Source organism: Microbacterium esteraromaticum (genome assembly GCF_028747645.1).
GTDB classification, from domain to species: Bacteria; Actinomycetota; Actinomycetes; order Actinomycetales; family Microbacteriaceae; genus Microbacterium; species Microbacterium esteraromaticum_C.
This window is the reverse complement of record NZ_CP118100.1, coordinates 1,312,791-1,335,249: the sequence shown is the minus strand read 5'-3', so window position 1 is coordinate 1,335,249 and position 22,459 is coordinate 1,312,791. Positions and strand designations below refer to the sequence as shown.

The 22,459-nt window shown below is 67.7% G+C and carries 24 protein-coding genes; 6 read left to right on the top strand and 18 right to left on the bottom strand.

The annotated features are described in order from the left end of the window. The 11 genes from recA to PTQ19_RS06025 form a co-directional block, all read right to left on the bottom strand. Complete coding sequence (gene recA, locus PTQ19_RS06075; protein ID WP_179411088.1) at positions 1-1,044, bottom strand: recombinase RecA; 1,044 nt, start codon at positions 1,042-1,044, stop codon at positions 1-3. Between the two features lie 244 nt (positions 1,045-1,288). Then, positions 1,289-1,510, bottom strand: a complete 222-nt coding sequence (locus PTQ19_RS06070) for a DUF3046 domain-containing protein (protein WP_274368819.1) — start codon at positions 1,508-1,510, stop codon at positions 1,289-1,291. Positions 1,511-1,525: 15 nt separating this feature from the next. After that, positions 1,526-1,834, bottom strand: a complete 309-nt coding sequence (locus PTQ19_RS06065; protein ID WP_179411090.1) for a helix-turn-helix domain-containing protein — start codon at positions 1,832-1,834, stop codon at positions 1,526-1,528. A 174-nt stretch (positions 1,835-2,008) separates the two neighbouring features. Next, the gene (locus PTQ19_RS06060) at positions 2,009-2,491 is read right to left on the bottom strand and encodes a CinA family protein (protein ID WP_274368818.1); all 483 of its coding nucleotides are present in this window, start codon (positions 2,489-2,491) and stop codon (positions 2,009-2,011) included. After that, positions 2,488-3,060, bottom strand: coding sequence for a CDP-diacylglycerol--glycerol-3-phosphate 3-phosphatidyltransferase (gene pgsA, locus PTQ19_RS06055; protein ID WP_274368817.1), 573 nt, complete (start codon positions 3,058-3,060; stop codon positions 2,488-2,490). The genes PTQ19_RS06060 and pgsA overlap by 4 nt, the downstream gene beginning before the upstream one ends. Further along, positions 3,060-5,786, bottom strand: coding sequence for an FtsK/SpoIIIE family DNA translocase (locus tag PTQ19_RS06050; RefSeq protein ID WP_274368816.1), 2,727 nt, complete (start codon positions 5,784-5,786; stop codon positions 3,060-3,062). Before PTQ19_RS06050 ends, pgsA begins: the two co-directional genes overlap by 1 nt. A 72-nt stretch (positions 5,787-5,858) precedes the next feature. Continuing rightward, the gene (locus PTQ19_RS06045) at positions 5,859-7,535 is read right to left on the bottom strand and encodes a ribonuclease J (RefSeq protein WP_274368815.1); all 1,677 of its coding nucleotides are present in this window, start codon (positions 7,533-7,535) and stop codon (positions 5,859-5,861) included. 60 nt (positions 7,536-7,595) lie between these two features. Continuing rightward, positions 7,596-8,573, bottom strand: coding sequence for a 4-hydroxy-tetrahydrodipicolinate synthase (gene dapA, locus PTQ19_RS06040; protein ID WP_179411095.1), 978 nt, complete (start codon positions 8,571-8,573; stop codon positions 7,596-7,598). Positions 8,574-8,624: 51 nt separating this feature from the next. After that, entirely contained in the window at positions 8,625-9,386 is a 762-nt protein-coding gene (locus PTQ19_RS06035; RefSeq protein ID WP_274368814.1) for an SDR family NAD(P)-dependent oxidoreductase, read from the bottom strand. Then, a complete protein-coding gene (locus PTQ19_RS06030) occupies positions 9,386-9,880 on the bottom strand; it encodes a dihydrofolate reductase (protein WP_224817667.1) in 495 nt (164 codons plus the stop codon). The genes PTQ19_RS06035 and PTQ19_RS06030 overlap by 1 nt, the downstream gene beginning before the upstream one ends. After that, positions 9,877-10,683 (bottom strand): thymidylate synthase, encoded by an 807-nt coding sequence (locus PTQ19_RS06025; protein WP_206550032.1) that lies wholly within the window; start codon positions 10,681-10,683, stop codon positions 9,877-9,879. The genes PTQ19_RS06030 and PTQ19_RS06025 overlap by 4 nt, the downstream gene beginning before the upstream one ends. Before the next feature lie 92 nt (positions 10,684-10,775). Here PTQ19_RS06025 and PTQ19_RS06020 point away from each other — a divergent pair, with 92 nt between their 5' ends. The 3 genes from PTQ19_RS06020 to PTQ19_RS06010 all read left to right on the top strand — a co-directional run bounded on the left by PTQ19_RS06020 (position 10,776) and on the right by PTQ19_RS06010 (position 12,164). Continuing rightward, on the top strand, positions 10,776-11,201 hold the full coding sequence (locus PTQ19_RS06020) for a thioredoxin family protein (protein ID WP_274368813.1): 426 nt from the start codon (positions 10,776-10,778) through the stop codon (positions 11,199-11,201). Continuing rightward, positions 11,201-11,653 (top strand): DUF4395 domain-containing protein, encoded by a 453-nt coding sequence (locus PTQ19_RS06015; protein ID WP_274368812.1) that lies wholly within the window; start codon positions 11,201-11,203, stop codon positions 11,651-11,653. Before PTQ19_RS06020 ends, PTQ19_RS06015 begins: the two co-directional genes overlap by 1 nt. Positions 11,654-11,738: 85 nt before the next feature. After that, the gene (locus PTQ19_RS06010; RefSeq protein WP_224817665.1) at positions 11,739-12,164 is read left to right on the top strand and encodes an OsmC family peroxiredoxin; all 426 of its coding nucleotides are present in this window, start codon (positions 11,739-11,741) and stop codon (positions 12,162-12,164) included. Positions 12,165-12,184: 20 nt separating this feature from the next. Here PTQ19_RS06010 and PTQ19_RS06005 read toward each other — a convergent pair whose 3' ends face one another. The 5 genes from PTQ19_RS06005 to PTQ19_RS05985 all read right to left on the bottom strand — a co-directional run bounded on the left by PTQ19_RS06005 (position 12,185) and on the right by PTQ19_RS05985 (position 17,588). Then, on the bottom strand, positions 12,185-12,628 hold the full coding sequence (locus tag PTQ19_RS06005) for a hypothetical protein (RefSeq protein ID WP_179411101.1): 444 nt from the start codon (positions 12,626-12,628) through the stop codon (positions 12,185-12,187). Further along, on the bottom strand, positions 12,625-13,371 hold the full coding sequence (gene dapB, locus PTQ19_RS06000) for a 4-hydroxy-tetrahydrodipicolinate reductase (RefSeq protein ID WP_179411102.1): 747 nt from the start codon (positions 13,369-13,371) through the stop codon (positions 12,625-12,627). Before dapB ends, PTQ19_RS06005 begins: the two co-directional genes overlap by 4 nt. A gap of 43 nt (positions 13,372-13,414) precedes the next feature. After that, positions 13,415-14,017, bottom strand: coding sequence for a histidine phosphatase family protein (locus tag PTQ19_RS05995; RefSeq protein ID WP_224817663.1), 603 nt, complete (start codon positions 14,015-14,017; stop codon positions 13,415-13,417). A 46-nt stretch (positions 14,018-14,063) separates the two neighbouring features. After that, positions 14,064-15,089, bottom strand: a complete 1,026-nt coding sequence (locus PTQ19_RS05990; RefSeq protein WP_274368811.1) for an aldo/keto reductase — start codon at positions 15,087-15,089, stop codon at positions 14,064-14,066. A 225-nt stretch (positions 15,090-15,314) separates the two neighbouring features. Beyond that, complete coding sequence (locus PTQ19_RS05985; protein ID WP_274368810.1) at positions 15,315-17,588, bottom strand: polyribonucleotide nucleotidyltransferase; 2,274 nt, start codon at positions 17,586-17,588, stop codon at positions 15,315-15,317. Between the two features lie 373 nt (positions 17,589-17,961). Here PTQ19_RS05985 and PTQ19_RS05980 point away from each other — a divergent pair, with 373 nt between their 5' ends. Then, entirely contained in the window at positions 17,962-19,272 is a 1,311-nt protein-coding gene (locus tag PTQ19_RS05980) for a UDP-glucose dehydrogenase family protein (protein ID WP_274369039.1), read from the top strand. A 3-nt stretch (positions 19,273-19,275) separates the two neighbouring features. Here the strand turns inward: PTQ19_RS05980 and PTQ19_RS05975 are convergent, their stop codons facing one another. Further along, positions 19,276-21,201, bottom strand: coding sequence for a GDSL-type esterase/lipase family protein (locus PTQ19_RS05975; RefSeq protein ID WP_274368809.1), 1,926 nt, complete (start codon positions 21,199-21,201; stop codon positions 19,276-19,278). A 193-nt stretch (positions 21,202-21,394) separates the two neighbouring features. Between PTQ19_RS05975 and PTQ19_RS05970 the strand changes: the two genes are divergently transcribed. After that, positions 21,395-21,571 (top strand): DUF5302 domain-containing protein, encoded by a 177-nt coding sequence (locus tag PTQ19_RS05970; RefSeq protein WP_179411107.1) that lies wholly within the window; start codon positions 21,395-21,397, stop codon positions 21,569-21,571. Positions 21,572-21,594: 23 nt separating this feature from the next. Next, entirely contained in the window at positions 21,595-21,756 is a 162-nt protein-coding gene (locus PTQ19_RS05965; protein ID WP_179411108.1) for a hypothetical protein, read from the top strand. A 57-nt stretch (positions 21,757-21,813) separates the two neighbouring features. Here the strand turns inward: PTQ19_RS05965 and PTQ19_RS05960 are convergent, their stop codons facing one another. Then, entirely contained in the window at positions 21,814-22,458 is a 645-nt protein-coding gene (locus PTQ19_RS05960) for an FMN reductase (protein ID WP_274368808.1), read from the bottom strand. Position 22,459: the final 1 nt, after the last annotated feature.

Below are 22,459 nucleotides of genomic sequence, written 5' to 3'. Positions count from 1 at the left end.
TCAGGCCGGGCGACGCTCGGCGAGCTCATCGGCCGGCGCTTCAGCCTTGACTCCGATACCGAGCTTCTGCTTGATCTGCTCTTCGATCGCCAGGGCGATGTCGTCGTTGTTGCGCAAGAAGTTCCGGGCATTCTCCTTGCCCTGTCCGAGCTGATCCCCGTCGTAGGTGTACCACGATCCGGACTTCTTCACGATGCCGTGCTCGACGCCGAAATCGATCAGGCTGCCTTCGCGCGAGATGCCGACGCCGTAGAGGATGTCGAACTCGGCCTGCTTGAACGGCGGCGCCATCTTGTTCTTGACGACCTTCACCCTGGTGCGGTTTCCGACCGCCTCGGTGCCATCCTTCAGTGTCTCGATGCGGCGGATGTCGAGGCGTACCGACGCGTAGAACTTCAGCGCCTTTCCACCCGCGGTGGTCTCGGGAGAGCCGAAGAACACACCGATCTTCTCGCGCAGCTGGTTGATGAAGATCGCGGTGGTCTTCGTCTGGTTCAGCCCACCAGTGAGCTTTCGCAGCGCCTGCGACATCAGTCGAGCCTGCAGACCGACGTGCGAATCACCCATGTCGCCCTTGATCTCAGCCTCGGGCACCAGCGCGGCGACGGAGTCGATCACGACCAGGTCGATGGCTCCGGAGCGGATCAGCATGTCGGCGATCTCGAGCGCCTGCTCACCCGTGTCGGGCTGCGAGACCAGCAGCTGATCGATGTCGACGCCGAGCTTGCGTGCGTACTCGGGGTCGAGCGCGTGCTCAGCGTCGATGAAGGCGGCGATACCACCGGCGCGCTGCGCGTTGGCGATCGCGTGCAGGGTCAACGTGGTCTTACCGGACGATTCCGGACCGTAGATCTCGATGATGCGCCCGCGGGGCAGCCCTCCGATTCCGAGGGCGCTGTCCAGCGCGATGGATCCGGTCGGGATGATCTCGACGGGTGCGCGCTCTTCGCTGCCCAGTCGCATGATCGATCCCTTGCCGAACTGGCGCTCGATGTGCGCGAGAGCGGAATCCAGGGCCTTCTCGCGGTCGTCGGTGGATGGCATGACGTGCTCCTCAGAATCTCGATTGCTGCCGCCTGTAGGCTGTCGCGACCTCCCCCTCTGGGGCGGCTCTCCGACAAGGCGAGTGGTTCGCAACCACCTCTCACACCGTAGGCGGGGCCACCGACATCGCGTCGGCTATCCCGCGCACTGTGAAAAGAAAGCGCATCGCAACCACTTGTGCAGAACGATACGCCCTCATCGAACAGAGATTCGACGACACGCCGGAAAAGGCGCGGACATCTGTTCAGTGACGGCGTGGTTCGACCCTGCCCACGCCGTAGCGGCGCTCCGGCGGGACATCCGCCTCAGCGCACAGCGCGAGCCAGATCTGCCGAGGCGGAATGCCGGCTTCCAACGCATCATGCGCCGTCATTCCGACATCGCCGAGGAACAGATCGTGGGTCATCGCGTTCGAGCGCGCGCCGAACTCCTCGTCGACCGCGCGCAGAAACTCACTGCGTCGCACGCTTCGCCTCGCCGCTCAGTGCAGCGACAGCTCGGGCTCGACCGATGCCACCAGGTCGTCGGGAACGACGTCGGGGAAGGGGCTGAGTCCCTCGAGGACCGAGATCCGGTCGCCGACTTCGCGCATGATCGTCGAGATGGGCACATCGAGCGCTTCTGCCACCGACGCGAGGATCTCGCTGGATGCCTCTTTCTGGCCCCGCTCCACCTCGCTCAGGTAACCGAGCGCCACGGAGGCCTTGCCTGCGACCTGACGCAGAGTGCGCCCCTTCTGCAGGCGGAAGTCCCGCAGCACTTCGCCGATCTCTTGTCTGACAAGAATCATCGGAACCTCCCCTCCCACACAATCTCTGAATCCGAGTGGATCGCCAGTCTAACGCCACCGGGTACTGCTGAATCTACTGTTTCTGCCTGTGCCTCGGTTGTGAACCTTCGGCTGTGCAACGGATAGTCGTGTCGTGTGTTGCGCACATCACGTGGAACCCCACAACGAGCCGTGCTATTCCCGCACCGCCTCCAGCGCGGCGGCCAGGACGGCATCCCGCGCCTGGGTACGGATCTGTGACCGATCCCCCGCGAACACGAACGAGCGCACCAGACGAACGACAGGCGTGACGACGCCCACATGCACGGTCCCGACGGGCTGACCGTCGGGCGAGTCGGGGCCCGCGATGCCGGTGGTGCTCACCCCCACCTCAGTGGCTCGTGCGTCGACGGCGACGGCGCGACGCACCCCGTCGGCCATCTGCTCCGCCACCTCGGGGTGCACCGGCCCGTGCTGCTCCAGCAGTTTCGCATCCACCCCGAGAAGCGTCTGCTTGACCGGTGTGGCGTACGCCACGACCGCTCCGTTGAGCACCGCAGATGCTCCAGGTACCGTCACGAGCTCCGCCGAGACGGCGCCGCCGGTCAGCGACTCAGCGACGCCTAGTCGCCACCCGCGCTCCGCCAAGAGAGTCAGCAGTTCGGCGGCGACCGTCATCTCCGGCGGCTTCCCCGCACCTGCGCCACCACGTAGTCGATCCCGCTGGCCACGGTGAGCACTAGGGCCACCACCATCAGCACCTGTGTCACGACGACCCACGGCTCCATGCCGATCACCGTGTGCAACGGCAGCAGCGCCCAACTCAGCGCCACGCCCTGCACCGCGGTCTTGATCTTGCCCATCCATGCCGCGGCGACGACATGCTCGTGCACGATCACGAATCGGTGAACGGTGATCGCCCATTCCCGGACCAGGATGATGATCACGAGCCACCAGCCCACCTCGCCGAGGATGGCGAGGCCCAGAAATCCCGCGCCGGTGAGCAACTTGTCGGCGATCGGGTCCCACAACTTGCCGAAGTCGCTCACGATGTCGTACTTGCGGGCGAGATAGCCATCGACCCAGTCGGTCGAGATCGCGATCACGAACAACGCGCCTGCGATCCAGCGCATCACGATGTCATCTTCGCCGAAGGTACCGGCGACGAGCAGCATCACGAAGAAGACGATCGCCAGAGGGATCCGCGCGATGGTGATCGCGTTGGGAAGCTGTCGTGGAATGCTCATCAGTCGCGTCCTGTCAATCCCCAGGCGTCTTCGTCGCCGTCGTCTTCGCTCTCCACTACGGGGAGCCCTTCGAACTGCTGCTCAATCGGATCGATCGGAGCGGCAGGAGTCTCGGCCGCCGCGGGTGCGGACGGTACGTCGTCGCCGCGCAGCTTGGCGATCACCGCGGGCAGCTGCTCGGAGGTGACCAGAACGTCGCGCGCCTTCGAGCCCTCGGAGGGGCCGACGATTTCGCGCGATTCGAGCAGGTCCATCAACCGTCCCGCCTTCGCGAATCCGACCCGCAGCTTGCGTTGCAGCATCGACGTCGATCCGAACTGCGATGACACGATGAGCTCGGCGGCGGCCAGCAACAGCTCGAGATCGTCGCCGATGTCCTCGTCGACCTCTTTCTTCTTCGCCTCCGCGGACTCCTGCACGTCGGGCCGGTACTCGGGCCGCGCCTGTTGCGTCACGTGCTTGACGACCGACGAGATCTCGCTCTCATCGACCCACGCGCCCTGCAGACGGAACGGCTTGGACGAACCCATCGGCGAGAACAGGGCGTCACCCTGACCGATCAGCTTGTCAGCGCCCGGGGCGTCGAGAATCACGCGGCTATCGGTCACGCTGGTGACCGCGAAGGCCAGTCGCGATGGCACGTTCGCCTTGATCAATCCGGTGACTACGTCGACGCTGGGTCGCTGCGTGGCAAGAACCAGGTGGATGCCCGATGCACGTGCGAGCTGCGTGATACGGACGATCGAGTCCTCGACGTCTCGCGGCGCGACCATCATCAGGTCGGCGAGCTCATCGACGACGACCAGCAGATACGGGTAGGGCTTGAGCACGCGCTCGCTGCCGACGGGGACCTCGACCTCACCGGCACGGACGGCCTTGTTGAAGTCGTCGATGTGGCGGAACCCGAACGACGCCAGGTCGTCGTAGCGCATGTCCATCTCTTTCACGACCCACTGCAGCGCCTCAGCCGCCTTCTTGGGGTTGGTGATGATGGGTGTGATCAGATGCGGAACACCCGCGTAGCTGGTCAACTCGACGCGTTTCGGGTCGATCAGCACCATGCGCACGTCGGCCGGGCGAGCCCGCATCAGCAGGCTCGTGATCATCGAGTTGACGAAGCTCGACTTACCGGAGCCCGTGGAACCTGCCACGAGCAGGTGCGGCATCTTCGCGAGGTTGGCGACGACGATGTTGCCGCCGACATCCTTGCCGACGCCGATCGTGAGCGGATGCGTGCTCTTCTGCGCGGCCGACGACCGGAGCACGTCACCCAGGGCGACGGTCTCTTTGTCGACGTTGGGGATCTCGATACCGATCGCGCTCTTCCCCGGAATGGGCGACAGGATGCGCACGTCGTTGGACGCCACCGCATAGGCGAAGTTGTTGCTGAGCTGCGTGATCTTCTCGACCTTGACGCCGTGCCCGACCTCGATCTCGTACTGCGTGACCGTCGGGCCGCGCGAGAAGCCCGTGACCTTGGCATCCACCTTGAACTGCGTCAGCACGCTCGTGATCTGCTCGATCGTGCGGTCTGTGGCGTCCGAACGCACCACGGGCGGCGGGCCGACCTTCAGCGCGGACGGGGACGGGAGCACGTACGGGGCCGCCGGCGGCTGCGGCGCGGACGCGCCGGGGCCGGCCGTGCCGAAACCATCCATGCCGGGCAGCTCACCGGTGTCTCCGTCATCGTCGAGCAGTGCAGTGGCACCCTGCTCACCCAGCTGCCCGGTGAGCGCGCTGAGATCGGTGAGCACCTCGGTGGCCGCGTCGTGCGGATCCGGCTGCGGCGTCTCGTCGACAATGACGGCCTGCTCGTAGGCCGCGTTGCTGTCGCTCGGTTCATCGAACAGCGCGGTGATCGCCTGCGAGTCGACACCGTCGTCGGGGTCTTCCTCGCGGCCGGTCTTGTTGCGCCGCCACCACGGGAGCGAATCGTCGTTGGGCTCCGCGTCCTGCGGTGCCTCATCGACCGCCGGTGCGCGCATGGGGCGCTCGGCGCCGAACATCCAGGCGTACAGGTCACCCAACCGCTCGCCGATGCGGTTCGGCGGAGTCTTCGTGAGGATCAGGATGCTGAGCACCATGAGCAGTGCAAGCACGATGTAGGCGACCACGGGCGTCAGGAACGCCAATGGCTCGCCCAGCAGCCAGCCGAACAGCCCGCCGGCCTCGCTCAGCGCCGGCATTCCGTCACGCGGTTGCGGACGGCTGCCGTCTGCGGCGCCGGACGCGACGTGGCAGATGCCCGCGATCGACAGGACGAGTGTGCCGAAGCCGATGCCAATACGTCCGTTGTCGTGCACTGACGGAGGATGCCGGAACAGCCAGCCCGCCAGGAGCACCAGCAGCACCGGCATGAAGAACGCCGTGCGCCCCACCATCAAGCCAAAGCTGTAGGCGGAGATCTGCGCGGCGACCTCGTTGCCGATGAAGAACCACTCCACCACGGCGCCCATGCACGCCAACAGCACGAGCAGGAACGGGAAACCGTCGCGACGCTGATCCTTCTCAAGGTTCTCAGGTCCGAACGCGCGGAAGAGACCGCCGACGCCGTGCGCGAGGCCAAGCCACATGCGCACGGCGAGCGGCGGTCTGTCGACCTCATCGACGTACTTCTTCGGCGCCGGTGCGGCCTTCGCGGTCGACCGAGACGTCGTCTGCCGTTTCGGGCGCGACGACGAGGCGCCCCCAGACGCGCGCTCGGACTTGGTAGTGCTCCTGGCCATGGGATCCAGGCTACGGCCGAGCGCCGACATCGGGCCGCAATGACGCGGCCTTGCGCGGTTTCCGCGGGGTCGTCAAGCCTCGATCACCAGCGGAACGATCATCGGACGACGACGCAGCTTCTGGTTCACCCAGCGACCGATGGTGCGTCGGATGATCTGCGAGAGCGCGTGGTTGTCGCGCACGCCGTTGCCGGCGGCCTCCTTCAGCGCCGCGACGATCTTCGGCGTGATGTCGTCGAACACCGCGTCGTCCTCCGCGACACCGCGGGCGTGGATCTCGGGCCCCGAGATGATCCGACCGGTCGAGGAGTCGACCACGACGATCACCGAGACGAAGCCCTCCTCACCGAGGATGCGGCGGTCCTTGAGGTCGGCATCCGTGATGCCGCCGACGGTCGATCCGTCGACGTAGACGAAGCCGATGTCGAGCTGGCCCGCGACGCGTGCCTCACCGTCGCGCAGGTCGATGATCGTCCCGTTCCCGGCGATGATCGTGCGCTCCTCGGGGATGCCGGTGTCTTGCGCCAGCTTGGCGTTGGCGATGAGGTGGCGATACTCGCCGTGCACCGGGAGGACGTTCTTCGGACGCAGGATGTTGTAGCAGTAGATCAGCTCGCCGGCCGCCGCGTGACCTGAGACGTGTACCTTGGCGTTGGCCTTGTGAACGACGTTCGCGCCAAGCTTGGTCAGGCCGTCGATGACCCGGTAGACCGCGTTCTCGTTGCCGGGGATGAGACTCGACGCGAGGATGACGGTGTCGCCCTCGCCGGGCTCGATCGCGTGGTCGAGGTTCGCCATCCGACTGAGCACGGCCATCGGCTCACCCTGCGAACCGGTCGACATGTAGACGATCTGGTCCTCGGGGAGGTCGCGCGCCTTCTTGTAGTCGATCAGGAGCCCCTTGGGCACCTGCAGATACCCGAGCTGCTCGGCGATGGTCATGTTGCGCACCATGCTGCGGCCGAGGAACGCCACCCGCCGGCCGTGCGCGTGGGCGGCGTCGATGACCTGCTGCACACGGTGCACGTGGCTCGAGAAGCTGGCCACGATGACCCGGCGCGGCGCCTTGCCGATCACCTGGTCGAGCACGGGCCCGATCGAACGCTCGGTGGGCGTGAAGCCGGGCACGTCGGCGTTGGTCGAATCGACCAGGAACAGGTCGACTCCCTCTTCGCCGAGCCGCGCGAAAGCGCGCAGGTCGGTGATGCGGCCGTCCAGCGGCAGCTGGTCCATCTTGAAGTCACCGGTGGCCAGCACCAGACCGGCCGGTGTGCGGATCGCGACGGCGAGGGCATCCGGGATCGAGTGGTTGACCGCGATGAACTCGAGGTCGAACGGGCCCACCTTCTCGTGCTGCCCCTCCTTCACCGTGAAGGTGAAGGGCTTGATGCGATGCTCCTTGAGCTTGGCCTCGACCAGTGCGAGGGTCAGTCCCGATCCGATCAGGGGGATGTCGGGCTTCAGGCGCAGCAGGTACGGCACGGCACCGATGTGGTCTTCGTGGCCGTGCGTCAGCACCACGCCGACGATGTCGTCGAGGCGGTCCTTGATGGGCTCGAAGTCGGGCAGGATCAGGTCGACACCCGGCTGGTACTCCTCGGGGAAGAGCACGCCACAGTCGACGATCAGGATCTTGCCGTCGAACTCGAACGTGGTCATGTTGCGGCCGACTTCGCCCAGGCCGCCCAGCGGGGTGACGCGGAGCGTGCCCTGTGCGAGCGGTTCGGGATCGGCGAGGGGAATGGACATGGATGTCTCCTCCGTCGGACACCTCGTGTCCGGTCTTGACGTGTCAGCGCATGGCAGCGCTCATCGTGTGGTGCCTGGCACCTTGGGCAGCGCGCCGCCGGCCGCAGCGTTGCGGTCGGGGCGGAAGTTCGAGAAGTCGGCGCCCGGTACGTCCTTCACCAGCGCGAGCTCGTCCTCGATGATGGCGGCTTCCCACTCCTCCGGTCCCACCAGAGGCAGACGCACGCGCGGGCTGCCGATGCGGCCGAGCCCGTGCAGGATGTACTTGGCCGAGACGGTTCCGGGCACGTGCGTCATGGTGGCGCGCACGAGGGGCTCCAGGCGGCGGTGCTCGGCCGTCGCCGTGGCGAGGTCGCCACGGTTGACCGCGTCGACGATGGTGCGGTAGGGCGCCGAGGTGATGTTCGCCGTGACGCCGATCAGCCCGGTCGCACCGATGGCCAGGTGCGGGAGGACGTTCGCGTCATCGCCGGAGAAGTACATCAGGTCGGTCTGGTTGAGCACACGGCTCACTTCGGAGAAGTCGCCCTTGGCGTCCTTGACGGCGAGGATGTTGGGGTGCTTGGCCAGCCGGAGGATGGTCTCGTACTTGATCGGCACGCCGGTGCGACCCGGGATGTCGTAGAGGATCACCGGCAGGTCGGTGGCATCGGCGACGAGACGGAAGTGCGTCAGGATGCCCGCCTGTGTCGGCTTGTTGTAGTACGGGGTGACGATCATGATGCCGTCGGCGCCGGCCTTCTCGCTGGCGCGGTACAGCTCGATGGCGTGCGCGGTCTCGTTCGACCCACCGCCGGTGATGATCTTGGCGCGGCCCGCGGAGACGTCCTTGCCGACCTCGACGAGACGGATCTTCTCGGGGTCGGTGAGAGTCGAGGTCTCACCGGTGGTGCCGGTGACGACGATGCCGTCGGCCCCGTCGGAGATCACACGGTCCATGTGCTTCTCGACGGCGGGCCAGTCGACCTCGCCGTCGGCGGTCATCGGTGTGACCAGCGCGACAAGAACCTGTCCGAAGGGATTGTCGGTGTGCGTCATCCTCTCAGCGTAGCGTTTCGCAGGTCGTGCTCGGCACCCGTCGGATGCCCGTCACACCCGGCCTCGGCGCGCCACGCCCGATGTGAGCGACGGCGGTAGCACCTTGCTGAGAGCGACGATCGCCTTGTACCGCCAGGACGGGATCGACACCGCCGTGCCCCGTGCCGCGTCGCGCAGCGCCTCGCGGACGACGTCGGAGGCGTTGAGCCACAGGATCGACGGGATACCCTCGTGCCCCGGGGCCAGCCCCATCCGCTCGTGGAATGTCGTGTGTGTGAAGCCGGGACACACTGCGGTCACCGTGACGCCGTCACGCGCATACTCGGCATTCGCCCACCGGCTGAAGCCGATCAGCCATGACTTGCAGGCCGAGTAGGTGGAGCGCGAGATGAAGCCGGCGACCGAGGAGACGTTGATGATGCGTCCGCCGCGGCCGCGCATCGCGCGGATGGCCGCGTGCATCAGCCGCATCGAGGCTTCCACGTGCACGCGCAGGTGACGCACCTCGTCGTCGATGTCGTTGTCGGCGAACTGCAGCGGCAGTCCGAAGCCCGCGTTGTTGATCAACAGATCGATCGGCTGCCCGGCATCCGCGATACGGTCGGCGACGCGAGTGATGTCGTCCTCACTCGCCAGGTCGGCGGTGATCACCTCGACGGCGACGCCGTGATCATCGCGCAGCTGCTCCGCCAGGCTGTCGAGCGCCTCGGTGCTGCGGGCGACGAGCACGAGGTCGGCGCGCCGGGCGGCCAGTTGGCGGGCGAACTCCGCGCCGAGGCCCGCGCTGGCGCCGGTGATGAGTGCGGTGGGCATCAGCGCTCGTATCCCAGGAAGCGATAGCGGATGCCGGTGCTCGACGTCTGCCACTCCCCCTCGTCGACCAGACGCCAGCCGGTGCGCGCGGGCGCGAACGCATCGCCGTCGACGTCGAGGTCGAGTTCCGTGACCTCCAGCCGATCGGCCTGCCCGATCAGCTGGCGGAAGATCTCGGATCCACCGATGACCCATGCGCGTTCGAGGCCGCGCAACGCGTCGTGCACGGTGGCCGCCCGGCGGGCGCCTTCTGCGCTCCATCCCTGCTGGCGGGTGATGACGACGTTCTCGCGGCCGGGCAGCGGGCGGAAGCGCTCGGGAAGTGAGTCCCACGTCTTGCGTCCCATGACGACCGGGTCGCCGAGGGTCGTGCGCTTGAAGTGCGCGAGATCCTCGGGCACGTGCCAGGGCATACCACCCGCGGCACCGATGACTCCCCCGTTCGCCTCGGCCCAGATCAGCCCCACCCAGGGAACGACGGTAGCGGCGCTCATACGGCCACCGCCGCCCGGATCGCCGGGTGGTGCTGATAGTCGTCGACCGAGAAGTCCTCATAGACGTAGTCGAGGATCGACGCCGGCGTGCGGGTGATCCGCAACGTCGGATACGGGTAGGCATCGCGGCTGAGCTGCTCGCGCACCTGGTCGACGTGGTTGTCGTAGATGTGACAGTCGCCGCCGGTCCACACGAAGTCACCGGGTTGCAGGCCGGTCTGCTGCGCGACCATCAGCGTCAGCAGCGCATAGGAGGCGATGTTGAACGGCACTCCGAGGAAAAGGTCGGCGCTGCGCTGGTACAACTGGCACGAGAGCTTGCCGTCGGCCACGTAGAACTGGAACAGTGCGTGGCAGGGGGCGAGCGCCATATCGGGGATATCGGCCGGGTTCCAGGCCGAGACGATCAGGCGCCTTGAATCGGGCGACGCCTTGATCTGCTCGATCACCTGCGAGAGCTGGTCGATGCTGCCGCCGTCCGGCGTCGGCCACGACCGCCATTGCACGCCGTAGACCGGGCCGAGATCTCCGTCGGCATCCGCCCACTCGTCCCAGATCGTCACGCCGTTCTGCTGCAGCCACCGCACGTTCGAGTCGCCCCGCAGGAACCACAGCAGTTCGTACGCGATCGACTTGAAGTGCACGCGCTTGGTGGTGATCAGCGGAAAGCCCTGCGACAGGTCGAAACGAATCTGACGTCCGAAGACGCTCGTCGTGCCGGTACCGGTGCGGTCGTCCTTGTGCGTGCCGTTCTCGAGCACGTCGCGGAGCAGATCTTCGTACGGCGTGGGGACAGCACTCATGACTGCAACGATACCTTTCGCTCCGGCATCCGTCGCCGTCATCCGGCGTCACATCCGGCCCGATTCCCACCTTCGGGACGTACCCTCGTCGCGTGCCCCTCTCCTCCGCCCTGATCGTTGTCGTCGCCCTCGTCGCGACCGCCGTCGCCGCCGGCCTGGTGTGGCGCGCCCGCGACGGTCGCCGTCGCGACGCCCACGGCGAGCGGGTGGACGCCGCGGATGCCGGCGTTCTCGGCGCCCGCGCCACACTCGTGCAGTTCAGCACCGAGATGTGCGCGCGCTGCCCGCAGGTGCGCCGGATGCTCGGCGGCGTGGCCGACGGACTCGACGGGGTCGCGCACGTCGACATCGACCTGACCCACCGCACCGACCTGGCAACGAAGTACCGGGTACTGCAGACCCCGACCCTGCTGGTCGTGGATGGCGATGGCACCGTGCGGGCCCGGTTCAACGGCGTTCCGCACCGCTCCGACATCGAGAACGCGCTGGGCGGTCTGCCCATGCTGCAGGAGGCATGATGAACACCCCGGTCGGCATAGATCCCCGTGGTCCGCGGTTCGCGGCATCCGTCACTTCGTTGCTGCTGCTGCTCGCGGTGCTGCTCGGACTCACCGGCGCGGATGCCGCATTCGCGCTTCTCATCGCCATCGCGGTGCTCTTCGTGTGGGGCGTGGTTTCGCCGCGAACCCATCCATGGAGCGTGCTGTTCCGCGTTCTCGTGCGGCCTCGACTCGCGCCGCCGACGGAGCTGGAAGATCCCCGCCCGCCGCGCTTCGCGCAGGGTGTCGGACTCGTCGTGGTCGGCATCGGTCTCGCGCTGCACGCGCTGGGTGTGCCGGGAGCCCTGCCGATCGCCGCGGCCGCCGCCTTCTTCGCGGCGTTCCTCAACGCCGCGTTCGGCTACTGCCTCGGATGCCAGATGTACCTTCTTCTGCGGCGCGCCGGGCTGTTCGGCCGCAGCACGGCGTAGCCGTATCGACGTTCCTCTCGGCTGAGTAGGCTGGCGGGACGACGCCGACACCCGGCGCTCGCGAGATGCGACCTGCGGAGGAACCATGCCCATCACCAGCGAAGCCACCACCACCTGGACCGGTTCCCTCATCGAGGGGTCGGGAACAGTCGCGTTCTCGTCGTCCAAGCTCGGCACGTTCCCGATCGACTGGAAGGCACGGTCCGAGGGCTCGGACACCACCACGACGCCCGAAGAGCTGATCGCCGCGGCGCACGCCTCGTGCTTCAGCATGGCCTTCTCGAACATGCTGGCGCAGAACGGCACGCCGCCCGAGCGGGTGAACACATCGGCCTCGGTGACCTTCAAGCCGGGCACCGGCATCACCGGCAGCCACCTCAACGTCAACGCGACCGTGCCGGGCATCACGCCGGAGCGGTTCCAGGAGATCGCCGATGACGCCAAGGCCGGATGCCCGGTGTCGCAGGCACTCGCCGGCATCGAGATCACGCTCGAGGCCAGCCTGGCCTGAGATCCGGCCCGTCTGAGACGTCAGGCGCGGGCCCGTGAGAGCCGGATGGCCTCACGGATGCTCGCCCTGGCGTCTTTGCGTTGCCCCGCAGCGTCGAAGACGACGCCCAGGCGGTAATGCCGGCGCCAATCCTGCGGTGCGGCGTCGACCGCCTCAGAGTACTGCGCGACCAGGGGTTCGACGTCCTCGCGCCGTAGCCGTCCGCTCGGCATGAGCTCGTCGGGTGCCTCGGGCATGCCTCCCTCGGCGTCAAGCGTGCGCCCGAGTCGATCGGCAGCGAAGCCGAAGAGCAGTTCGCGGATCAGCGCCCACGCCCCGATCGGTGCGAGCACGATCAGTGCGATGCCCATTCCAATGGCGACCGGCGTACCGACGGCGAAGAACATCACCGCGAGCCACACGGTCGCCAAGATGTACAGCAGCAGCGCGCCACCCATGACGCTGACGCCGACACGCGAGGTCATGAGCGCGGCCCGACGCCGATGTCGATGACGTTCTCGAGACCGACGACGATGCCGCGCACGTCGCGCGCGAACGGCACCGCCAGTCGGATGCCAGGCGCGTACGCCGCCGCAGAGTCCACCGTGTCGTGCACGATCGACAACGACTCCCCCGCGCCCGACAGGATCGTCTCCTGACGTGCGATCACACCGGGGCGTCGCAGCGAGTGCACCGGGACGCCGGCGACCTGCTGTCCCCGCGCACGCTGATCGACATGAGGCGCCTGGAACGGCCCCTGCGCCTCGCGGGCATCCGCCATCAGCTCAGCGGTGCGCACGGCCGTGCCGCTGGGTGAGTCGATCTTGCGGTCATGGTGCGCTTCGATGATCTCGGCCGAGGCGAAGAACGGGGCGGCTGCCGCCGCGAGTGCCGAGCCGAGCGCCGAGCCGAGCGAGAAGTTGGGAATGAAGAGGATTCCCGTTCCGGAGGCCGCCACCAGCGGTCGCACCAGCGCGATGCGCTCCTGCGACCAGCCGGAGGTACCCACCAGCACGTTGATGCCGCGATCGATGGCGCCACGCACGACATCGACGCTGACGGCGGGTGTGGACGCGTCGACCACGAGATCAGCACCGTCGAGTTCGCTCATCTCGCTGGTCGAGCCGAGCACGTTGCGCACCTCGAAGCCGTCGAGTCCGTCGATCACCTCGTTGATGATGCGTCCGAGCCTGCCTGTACCGCCGACGAGGGCAACCTGAGTGGTCATGCACCCAGTCTAGATTCGCCGCAGAGGGGTGACGCCCCGCGTGTCAGACCAGCGGCGCGTCGGGCAGGCCGGTGCGCAGCTCCATCGGCAGGTGACCGAGGTCGTTGTGGCTCAGCAGTGTCCAGGGGCGCCCCTGCTTCTGTGCAATGACGGTCAGCCCGGCGTGAGCCTGGTTGAGTGTCATCCACCGCCAGTCGGGAGCGCCGAGCACCTCGCGCACGAACCAGGCGATCACGAAGTTGTGCGTGATGAGCACCTCGTGCACCTCACCGTTGCGGCGTCGCAGGAACTCGCCGACGGCATCCGCCATCTGCGCGGAGCCCGCCTCGATCTCAGCGTCACTGACCGACCCGAAGAACGACTCGTACGCGGCCGGTGTGTCCTCTTCCATCCCGCTCGGCACGCAGTCGAACAACAATGCCGACGGTTGGGGGTCGACCGACGGAAGACGTTCGGCGACGCTGCGGGCGGTCTCGGCGGCCCGCAGGAGCGGCGAATGCCAGATCGCGTCGAGCGGGAGTCCGGAGAGGCGGTCCGCGATGAGCTCGGCCTGTCGTTGTCCTCTCGGAGAGAGGGGTCCGTCGTCTACGCCGTGCTCGGCGTCCTGATGCTCACCGTGTCTGACCAGATATATGTAATGCGTCACTGCCTGCTCACTCCATCCCCCGCTCTGGAGGGAGCTTCCAGCATAGTCAGTCGCTCGCGTGGGCGAGATCGGCAAGCTGCGACCGCACCAAGGTGATTCCTGCCCCCTGCATGAGCTCTTCGATCTGCTGAGGCGAGAAGGTGTTCACGATGGGTGCGACGATGGTGCGCTGCGCGAGCAGCCAGGCGATGGACACCGCCGCAACCGGCACCGAGGTCTCATCGGCGATGCGGTCGAGCACGCGCAGCACGCGGATGCCCCGGCGATTGAGGTGCGCCCGCATCTGTTCGCCACGCACGCCCGACACCCGCGACCGGCTGCGGTGCTGGCCGGAGAGGAAGCCGTGCTCAAGCGCGTGTGAGGGCGTCACGGCGAGTCCCTGCGCGGCCGCGACCAAACGAAGGTCGCCTTCGAAGCCGGTGCGCCGCACGAGGTTGTAGGGCTCATCGAGCACCTCGACGCGCGGATACCCCGCGGACGCCAGGATGCGTGCCTCGACAAGCCGCTCCGGCGTGAACCCGAAACTGCCGACCGCGTTGATCTTGCCGGCCTCACGCAACCACTCGACCGTGGCGAGAGTGTCTTCGAGATGCGTCGTGGCGTCGAGACTCGCATCGAGGTACAGCACGTCGATGCGATCGGTGCCCAGGCGGGTCAGCGATGCCTCCACGGCACGGACGAGGTTCACCGATCCGAGACCGGGGTTGTCGGGGTGCGATCCGACGCGGGCTGCCAGCACGACCCGTTCCCGCTGTCCGCGCGCCCGGAGCCACTGACCGACGATGTGCTCGCTGCGTCCCGCCGAGAAGCCGTCCGCGGTGTGGATCGCGTTGCCGCCGAACTCGACGTAGCGGTCGAGGATTCCGTGGCTGGTAGGCAGATCGACGTTCCACCCGAACTCGGCGGCGCCGAGCATGAGCGGGAATACCGTGAGCTCGGACTCGCCGAGCGGGACGCGGATGCCCTCTCCCACTCCCGGGCCGACGATGGGAATCGGTGCCGACGGATGCTCCGACGCCGCGGTCTCTGCGCGCTCCTGGGGTTCAGCGGTGCCTACGCCGAATAGCCTCATGGTCTCACCCCCGCGGATCTTCGATCCGGTCCACCACACCCCCCGGTGCGTACCTCGAGCGTAAGGGAGTAGACGACAGCGGACGCGCGCTGCGACGGTCCGGCGTCCGATCTTTGCGTAACGATCCGATCACATCGGATACGACAGCGACCCGGGGCCCGTGATCACTCACGGGCACCGGGTCGCTGTCAGAAGTCGGATGCCGGTGACCCGGCATCCATGGGATCACGCCTCGGCGGTCTCCGCTGCGGCTTCGCCCTCGGCGGCGGCCTCTTCCAGCACCGGCTCCAGCGACAGCTTGCCGCGGTCGTCGATCTTGGTGATGCGCACCAGCAGCTTCTGGCCGACCGAGAGCACGTCGTCGACGTTCTCGACGCGCTTGCCGCCGGCGAGCTTACGCACCTCGGTGACGTGCAGCAGGCCGTCCTTGCCGGGCAGCAGCGAGATGAAGGCGCCGAACGAGGCGATCTTCACGACGGTGCCGAGGAACTGCTCGCCGACCTCCGGGTTGGTGGGGTTGGCGATCGCGTTGACCTGGGCGCGGGCGGCCTCCGCCGACGGGCCGTCGGTCGCGCCGATGTAGACGGTGCCGTCCTCCTCGATGGAGATCTGCGCGCCGGTCTCATCCTGGATCGCGTTGATCGTCTTGCCCTTCGGGCCGATCAGCTCACCGATCTTGTCGACGGGGATCTGCACGCTGATCACGCGCGGAGCCGTCGGTGCCATCTCGTCAGGGACGTCGATGGCGGCGTTGAGCACGCCGAGGATCGTCAGACGCGCGTCGCGCGCCTGCGTCAGCGCGCCGGCGAGAACCGACGAGGGGATGCCGTCGAGCTTGGTGTCGAGCTGGATCGCGGTGATGAACTCGCTGGTACCGGCGACCTTGAAGTCCATGTCGCCCAGCGCGTCCTCGGCACCCAGGATGTCGGTGAGCGCCGCGTAGCGGGTCTCACCGTCGACCTCATCGGTGACCAGACCCATCGCGATACCGGCGACGGCCGCGCGCAGCGGCACACCGGCGTTCAGCAGCGACAGGGTCGAGGCGCACACCGAGCCCATCGACGTCGAACCGTTGGATCCGAGTGCCTCGGAGACCTGACGGATCGCGTAGGGGAACTCCTCGCGGCTGGGCAGCACCGGCACGAGTGCGCGCTCGGCGAGGAAGCCGTGCCCGATCTCGCGACGCTTCGGCGACCCGACACGGCCGGTCTCACCGGTCGAGTAGGGCGGGAAGTTGTAGTGGTGCATGTAGCGCTTGCTCGTGGTGGGCGACAGCGAGTCGATCTGCTGCTCCATCTTGAGCATGTTCAGCGTGGTGACACCCATGATCTGGGTCTCGCCACGCTGGAAGATCGCCGATCCGTGCACGCGCGGGATGACCTGCACCTCGGCATCGAGCGGGCGGATGTCGGCGAGACCGCGACCATCCATGCGGACGTTCTCGGAGAGGATGCGTCCGCGGACGATCTTCTTGGTGACGGACTTGTACACCGCCGAGAACTCCAGCGGGGCACCAGCGGGCAGCTCGCCCGCCTCGACTGCGGCGATCAGCTCGGCCTTGACGCGGTCCTTGACCACGTCGTCAGCGTTCTGACGCTCGAGCTTGTCGGCGATCTGGTAGACGTCGCTGAGCTCGGCGAAGGCGCGCGACGAGACGAAGTCGTAGACCTCGTCGCTGTACGCGGGGAAGACCGGGTAGACGCCGGGTTCCTTCGACGCGGTCGCGGCCATCTCCTGCTGAGCCTTCACCAGCTGGGTCAGGAACGGCTTGGCAGCCTCGAGGCCCTGGGCGACGATGTCCTCGCTGGGCTTGGTGGCACCGGCCTTGATCAGGTTCCAGCTGTTCTCGGTGGCCTCGGCCTCGACCATCATGATCGCGACGTCCTCGGTGCCGTCGGCCTTGGTGACGACGCGGCCCGCGACGACGAGGTCGAAGACGGCCTGGTTGACCTGCTCGGCGTTGGGGAACGCGACCCACTGGTCGGCGTGCTCACCCTCGCCGGGGATGAACGCGAGGCGCACACCGGCGATCGGGCCCGAGAACGGCAGGCCCGAGATCTGGGTGGATGCGGAGGCCGCGTTGATGGCCAGCGCGTCGTAGTACTCACCGGGCGCGATCGACAGCACGGTGATGACGATCTGGACCTCGTTGCGCAGACCGTCGACGAACGACGGGCGCAGCGGACGGTCAATCAGACGGCAGACGAGGATCGCCTCGGTCGAGGGGCGCCCCTCGCGGCGGAAGAACGAGCCCGGGATCTTTCCGGCGGCGTACGAGCGCTCCTCGACGTCGACCGTCAGAGGGAAGAAGTCGAAGCCCTCACGCGGGTGCTTGCCCGCGCTGGTGGCCGACAGGAGCATGGTCTCGTCGTCGAGGTAGGCCGCGACCGATCCCTGGGCCTGCTGTGCAAGGCGGCCGGTCTCGAAGCGGACGGTGCGGGTGCCGAAGCGGCCGTTGTCGAGAACGGCTTCAGCAGCAGTGATTTCAGGACCTTCCAAGAGGTCTCTCCTTCTTTGTTTAGGCTCGCACGCCCGTGTGGCGCGCGAGTTCTCGCGAAGAAGCGGATGCGGGCGGATACAGGCGCGCGGGCATCCCGCGAATCTCGCCTGTGCGCTGGCCACCAGTGGACGATCACTCGGCGTGCCGAGGAACCCACCACAGGGGACCAGCTTCTGCGCCGATCGCTCCGTGAATCGATGTTCGATTGTGCGGTCGACAGAAGGCGACCGCAATGATCCTATCAGCGCAGGCCTTCCCCGCCCGCGTCGCTCGCACAAACCGCCCCTGCCCCCACCGTCCTGACATGCATCGGCCATGACGCGTTCACCCGACGGACGCGGATCGGAGAAGGCTGTCCGCTGTGGTGGCCTGATGCGCATGTCGGTGATCGGTTGTGGGTACTTGGGTGCTGTGCACGCGGCGGCGATGGCGTCGCTCGGACACGACGTCATCGGCATCGACGTCGACCGCGAGCGCGTCGAAACGCTCAGCGCAGGAGTCGCACCGTTCTACGAACCGCAGCTGACGGAGCTGCTGCGGGCCGGCCTGGAGGCGGGACGCCTGCGCTTCAGCACGTCGATGGCGGATGCCGCTGATGCCGCCGTGCACTTCCTCGCCGTCGGGACCCCTCAGGCGCCGAACGCGGATGCCGCGGATCTGCGCTACGTCGACGCCGCCATAGACGCACTGCTGCCGTATCTGCGCCCCGGCGGTGTTCTCGCGGGCAAGTCCACCGTGCCGGTCGGGACGGCCGCCCGTCTCGCAGAACGCGTCGCGGGCACCGGCGCGACGGTCGTGTGGAATCCTGAGTTCCTGCGCGAGGGATGGGCGGTGCACGACACGATCACGCCGGATCGCATCGTGGTCGGCGCGACCGACGACCAGGCGGGGCGACGCGCCGTCGACCTGCTCCGCGACGTGTACCGGGTCTCGACGGAGGCAGGCACGCCCTTTCTCGTCACCGATCTCGCCACGGCAGAACTCGTGAAGGGCGCCGCGAATGCCTTCCTCGCGACGAAGATCTCATTCATCAACGCGATGGCCGAGATCGCCGAAGCCTCGGGTGCGGATGTGACCCTGCTCGCGGATGCTCTTGGACACGACACCCGCATCGGGCGCCGCTATCTGGGGTCGGGCATCGGATTCGGCGGCGGTTGCCTGCCCAAGGACATCCGCGCCTTCGCCGCCCGGGCCGAGGAGCTTGGGCGCGGCTCGGCCGTCGGATTCCTGCGCGAGGTCGACGCGATCAACCTGCGGCGCCGCGACCGGGCCGTGCAGTTGGTGGTCGACGCGCTCGACGGCCAGGTGGTGGGCCGGCGCATCGCCGTGCTCGGCGCCGCATTCAAGCCCTTCAGTGACGACATCCGCGACTCCCCCGCTCTCGACGTCGCTGTGCGGTTGCGGGGGCTGGGCGCGGATGTGGTCGTCACCGACCCCGCCGCGCTCGACAACGCCGCTACCGCGCACCCGCAGCTGAACTACCGGGTGGAACGCGACGAGGCGCTTCGCGATGCTGACGCCGTCGTCGTGGTGACCGAATGGGACGAGTACCGGCGCGAGATGTCACCCCAGCACGCCGCAGAATTGGTGACGGGTCGGATCATCGTCGACGGCCGCAACTGCCTCGATGCGGCCGCGTGGCGGGACGCCGGGTGGACGTACTACGGCATGGGGCGCCGCTGAACGTCAGCGGCTGTGGACATCGTGCGAGACGGCTGACCGTCCCACCCGCACGTACCCCGAGTGCTTCGCAGCGAGGCCGTCGCCTGCGGTGCGTCCGCGCATGCGGCGCCACAGCCACGGCAGTGCGTGCCGGCGCCACCACAGCCCCCGACTGAGTACCTCATCGGCATGCAGGACGGCGTCGAGCGCTCCCAGCTCATCCGCGAAGGGAACCCCGAGCAGTTCGCCGGCTCGATAGGCCAGAAAGCGATGCCCGCGACTGCTCAGATGCACCAGATCGTCGCCCCAGTTCGGCCGCTCGGGCAGCGATGGGTGCAGGTCGGAGTCCAACAGCACGGCACCGGTGCGCTCCGCCACCCGGGCGAGTTCGCTGGAGAACTGAGCGAACCGATGCGCGAAGATCGAGGCGGCCCACCGGCGCGGCAGGAACGGGGTGACCAGGAGCACGTCGGCACCGGTCTCACGCAGACGCCGCACTGCCCTCTCGACCTCCGCGGCGAGCGCGACGATGTCGGGGCGGGCGCCGACGAGGTCGTTCGCGCCGATGAGGATCGACACCAGGTCGGGTCGGAGTTCGACAGCGCGATCGAGCTGAGGTCCGCAGACATCCCTGACGCGTCGGGAACGCACCGCGAGATTCGCATAACGCAGCTCTCCTGAACCCGCCAGCAGCAGGGCGAGGCGATCGGCCCACCCGCGGAGCGTGCCGTCCGGGGCGGGGTCGCACAGCCCCTCGGTGAGCGAGTCACCCAGGGCGACGTAGCGCCGGGGGCGGTGCCGGGCAGGCGGCGCCGATGGCTCCGGGCGGATCGAGCGGCGCACCCGAGAGGCAGCATCGATCCGGCGGAGTGACCGTGCCTCGTCGAAGTAGCCGATCAACGTATCGCACACACTCGCCCAGCTTCGTGACTGGACCGCGTCGTGGCCGGCCGCCCCGTAGGCACGGCGCCGTCCTGCATCCGCGACGAGCGCGCCGACGCGGGAACGCAGGTCGTTCACGTCGCCGGGTGTGTACAGCCATCCGTCGATCCCAGGACGCACCAGATCGAGTGGACCGCCGCGGCCGGTTGCGACGACGGGGACGCCGCTGGCGTGCGCCTCCTGCAGCGTCTGTCCGAAGGTCTCGCTCTCGCCGGGGTGCACGAAAACGTCGAGGGAGGCCATCGCCGCCGCGAGCGCTTCGCCGCTCAGATGCCCGAGGAACAACGCGTTCGGCATCAGTGCCTGCAGGCGCCCTCGACTGGGGCCGTCTCCGATGATGATCAATCGGGCGCCGGGGATATCCTGCAGCACGGCGAGGTCCTCGACCTGTTTCTCCGGCGCGAGACGCCCGACGTAGCCGATCGCGACGCCCGCGCCCCATTCGGCGCGCATGGCGATGCTGCGCCGTGCAGGGTGGAACCTCTCGGCATCCACGCCCCGGCCCCAGCGTCGCACGCGGTCCACGCCCCAGGACTGCAGCTGGCGCGCGGACTCCTCAGAGGGTGCGAGGTTCAGCGTCGCGCGACGGTGAAGTCGCGCGATCCGCGCGACGGCTGCACCGGTGGTCAGGGGAACGCCGTACCGCTGCGTGTAGGCCGAGATGTCGGTCTGATATGCCGCCACGGCCCCGATTCCGAGGCGGTCTGCGGCGAGCGCGCCATGCCAGCCGAGCGCGAATGGGGATGCGAGGTGGATGACGTCGGGTCGGAAGCGCCGCAACGCGTTCTCGACCCGGTGGCCCGAGGCCGTGGCCACGCGCACGTCACGATACCCCGGCAGGGGCAGGCTCGGAAGCGCGTGCACGGGCGCACCGTGCGCGGCAGCCGGCATGCCTGCTGCTGCCGGTGCCAGCACCTGCGCCTCGTGGCCGTTTCGCTCGAGGTGCGTCAGGATCTGCAGCACAGATCCGGTGACTCCGTTCATGTGCGGCAGGAAGGACTCCGTCACGATCGCGACTCTCACGAGATCAGGATGGCGCGCGCAGCGTGTCGCGCACGCCGGAAACGAGCGGATGCACCGGATGTTGACCGGATGTTGGATCGGCGGTCACCGCATGGGCACGTGGTCGTTCCGCAACGGTCTGGACGCGGCAGTCAAGAGACCTGACCATGAGCGGTCGCAGTGGCTTAGGCTGACGGGCATGAGCACCGAAGAAGGCGCCGACTCCGCTGAGGAGATGAAGCGCAAGTTCAAGGAAGCACTCGACAAGAAGAACGCGCACCATCGCGATGGTGAGGCTCACCTGGACGGCGACTCCGCCGTGCACGCGACCCACGCCCCGCAGATGAAGCGCGAGTTCCGCCGCAAGAGCGGCTGAACCGATCGCAACGGGAGCACATCATGATCGATCGCAAGCCGGCCGAGCCCGACGACACGCAGGACGAGCAGGAGATCCTGCGTGAGGAACAGGCGTACCAGGACGCCCAGCGAGAGGCCGGCGCGGCGCTGGACGTGCAGAACGGCTTCGGAGTGGAATCGTTCGAAACGGGTCTGGAGGGCTGACCGCCGCGACGCATGCAACGGGCCGGGTGACCTGAGGGCCACCCGGCCCGTTTGCGTTCACTCGCCCGACAGGCCACCCAGCAGGTGGCCGAACGAGCGTCCCTCCCCGAGGTAGCTCGCCGGGTCGAACGGATCGGTGTGCACTGTGGCTTCCCGCTGTGCAATGGCGTCGGCCAGTTCTTTCGCTCCGCGCTCGACTCTGGCGCCGAGCGGAGCCACCTCGTCGGCCGATGCTCCCCAGTCGCTGGAGGCCGCGAAGACCCCCGTGCTGACCGGCTCGGCGTGCAGATACGTGAACAGCGGGCGGATCGCATAGTCGATCGCCAAGGAGTGCCGGGCGGTTCCCGCATTGGCGCCGATCAGCACGGGCTTGCCGGTCAGTGCGTCCGGATCGATCACGTCGATGAACGATTTGAACAGTCCGCTGTAGCTCGTCGAGAAGATCGGAGTCACGGCGATCAGGGCATCCGCCGACACGACGCGGTTGATCGCTTCCTCCAGCGGTGCCGGGGCGAAGCCGGTCAAAAGATTGTTGGTGATGTCGTGCGCGAGATCGCGCAGTTCGATCACGTCGACCTTCGCGTCGATGCCACGGTCGGCGAGCGCGCCGAGGGTACTCGCCGCGAGCCGATCTGCCAGCATCCGCGTCGAGGAGGGGTTCGACAGGCCCGCCGAGACCACGGCGATACGACGCTCGCTCATG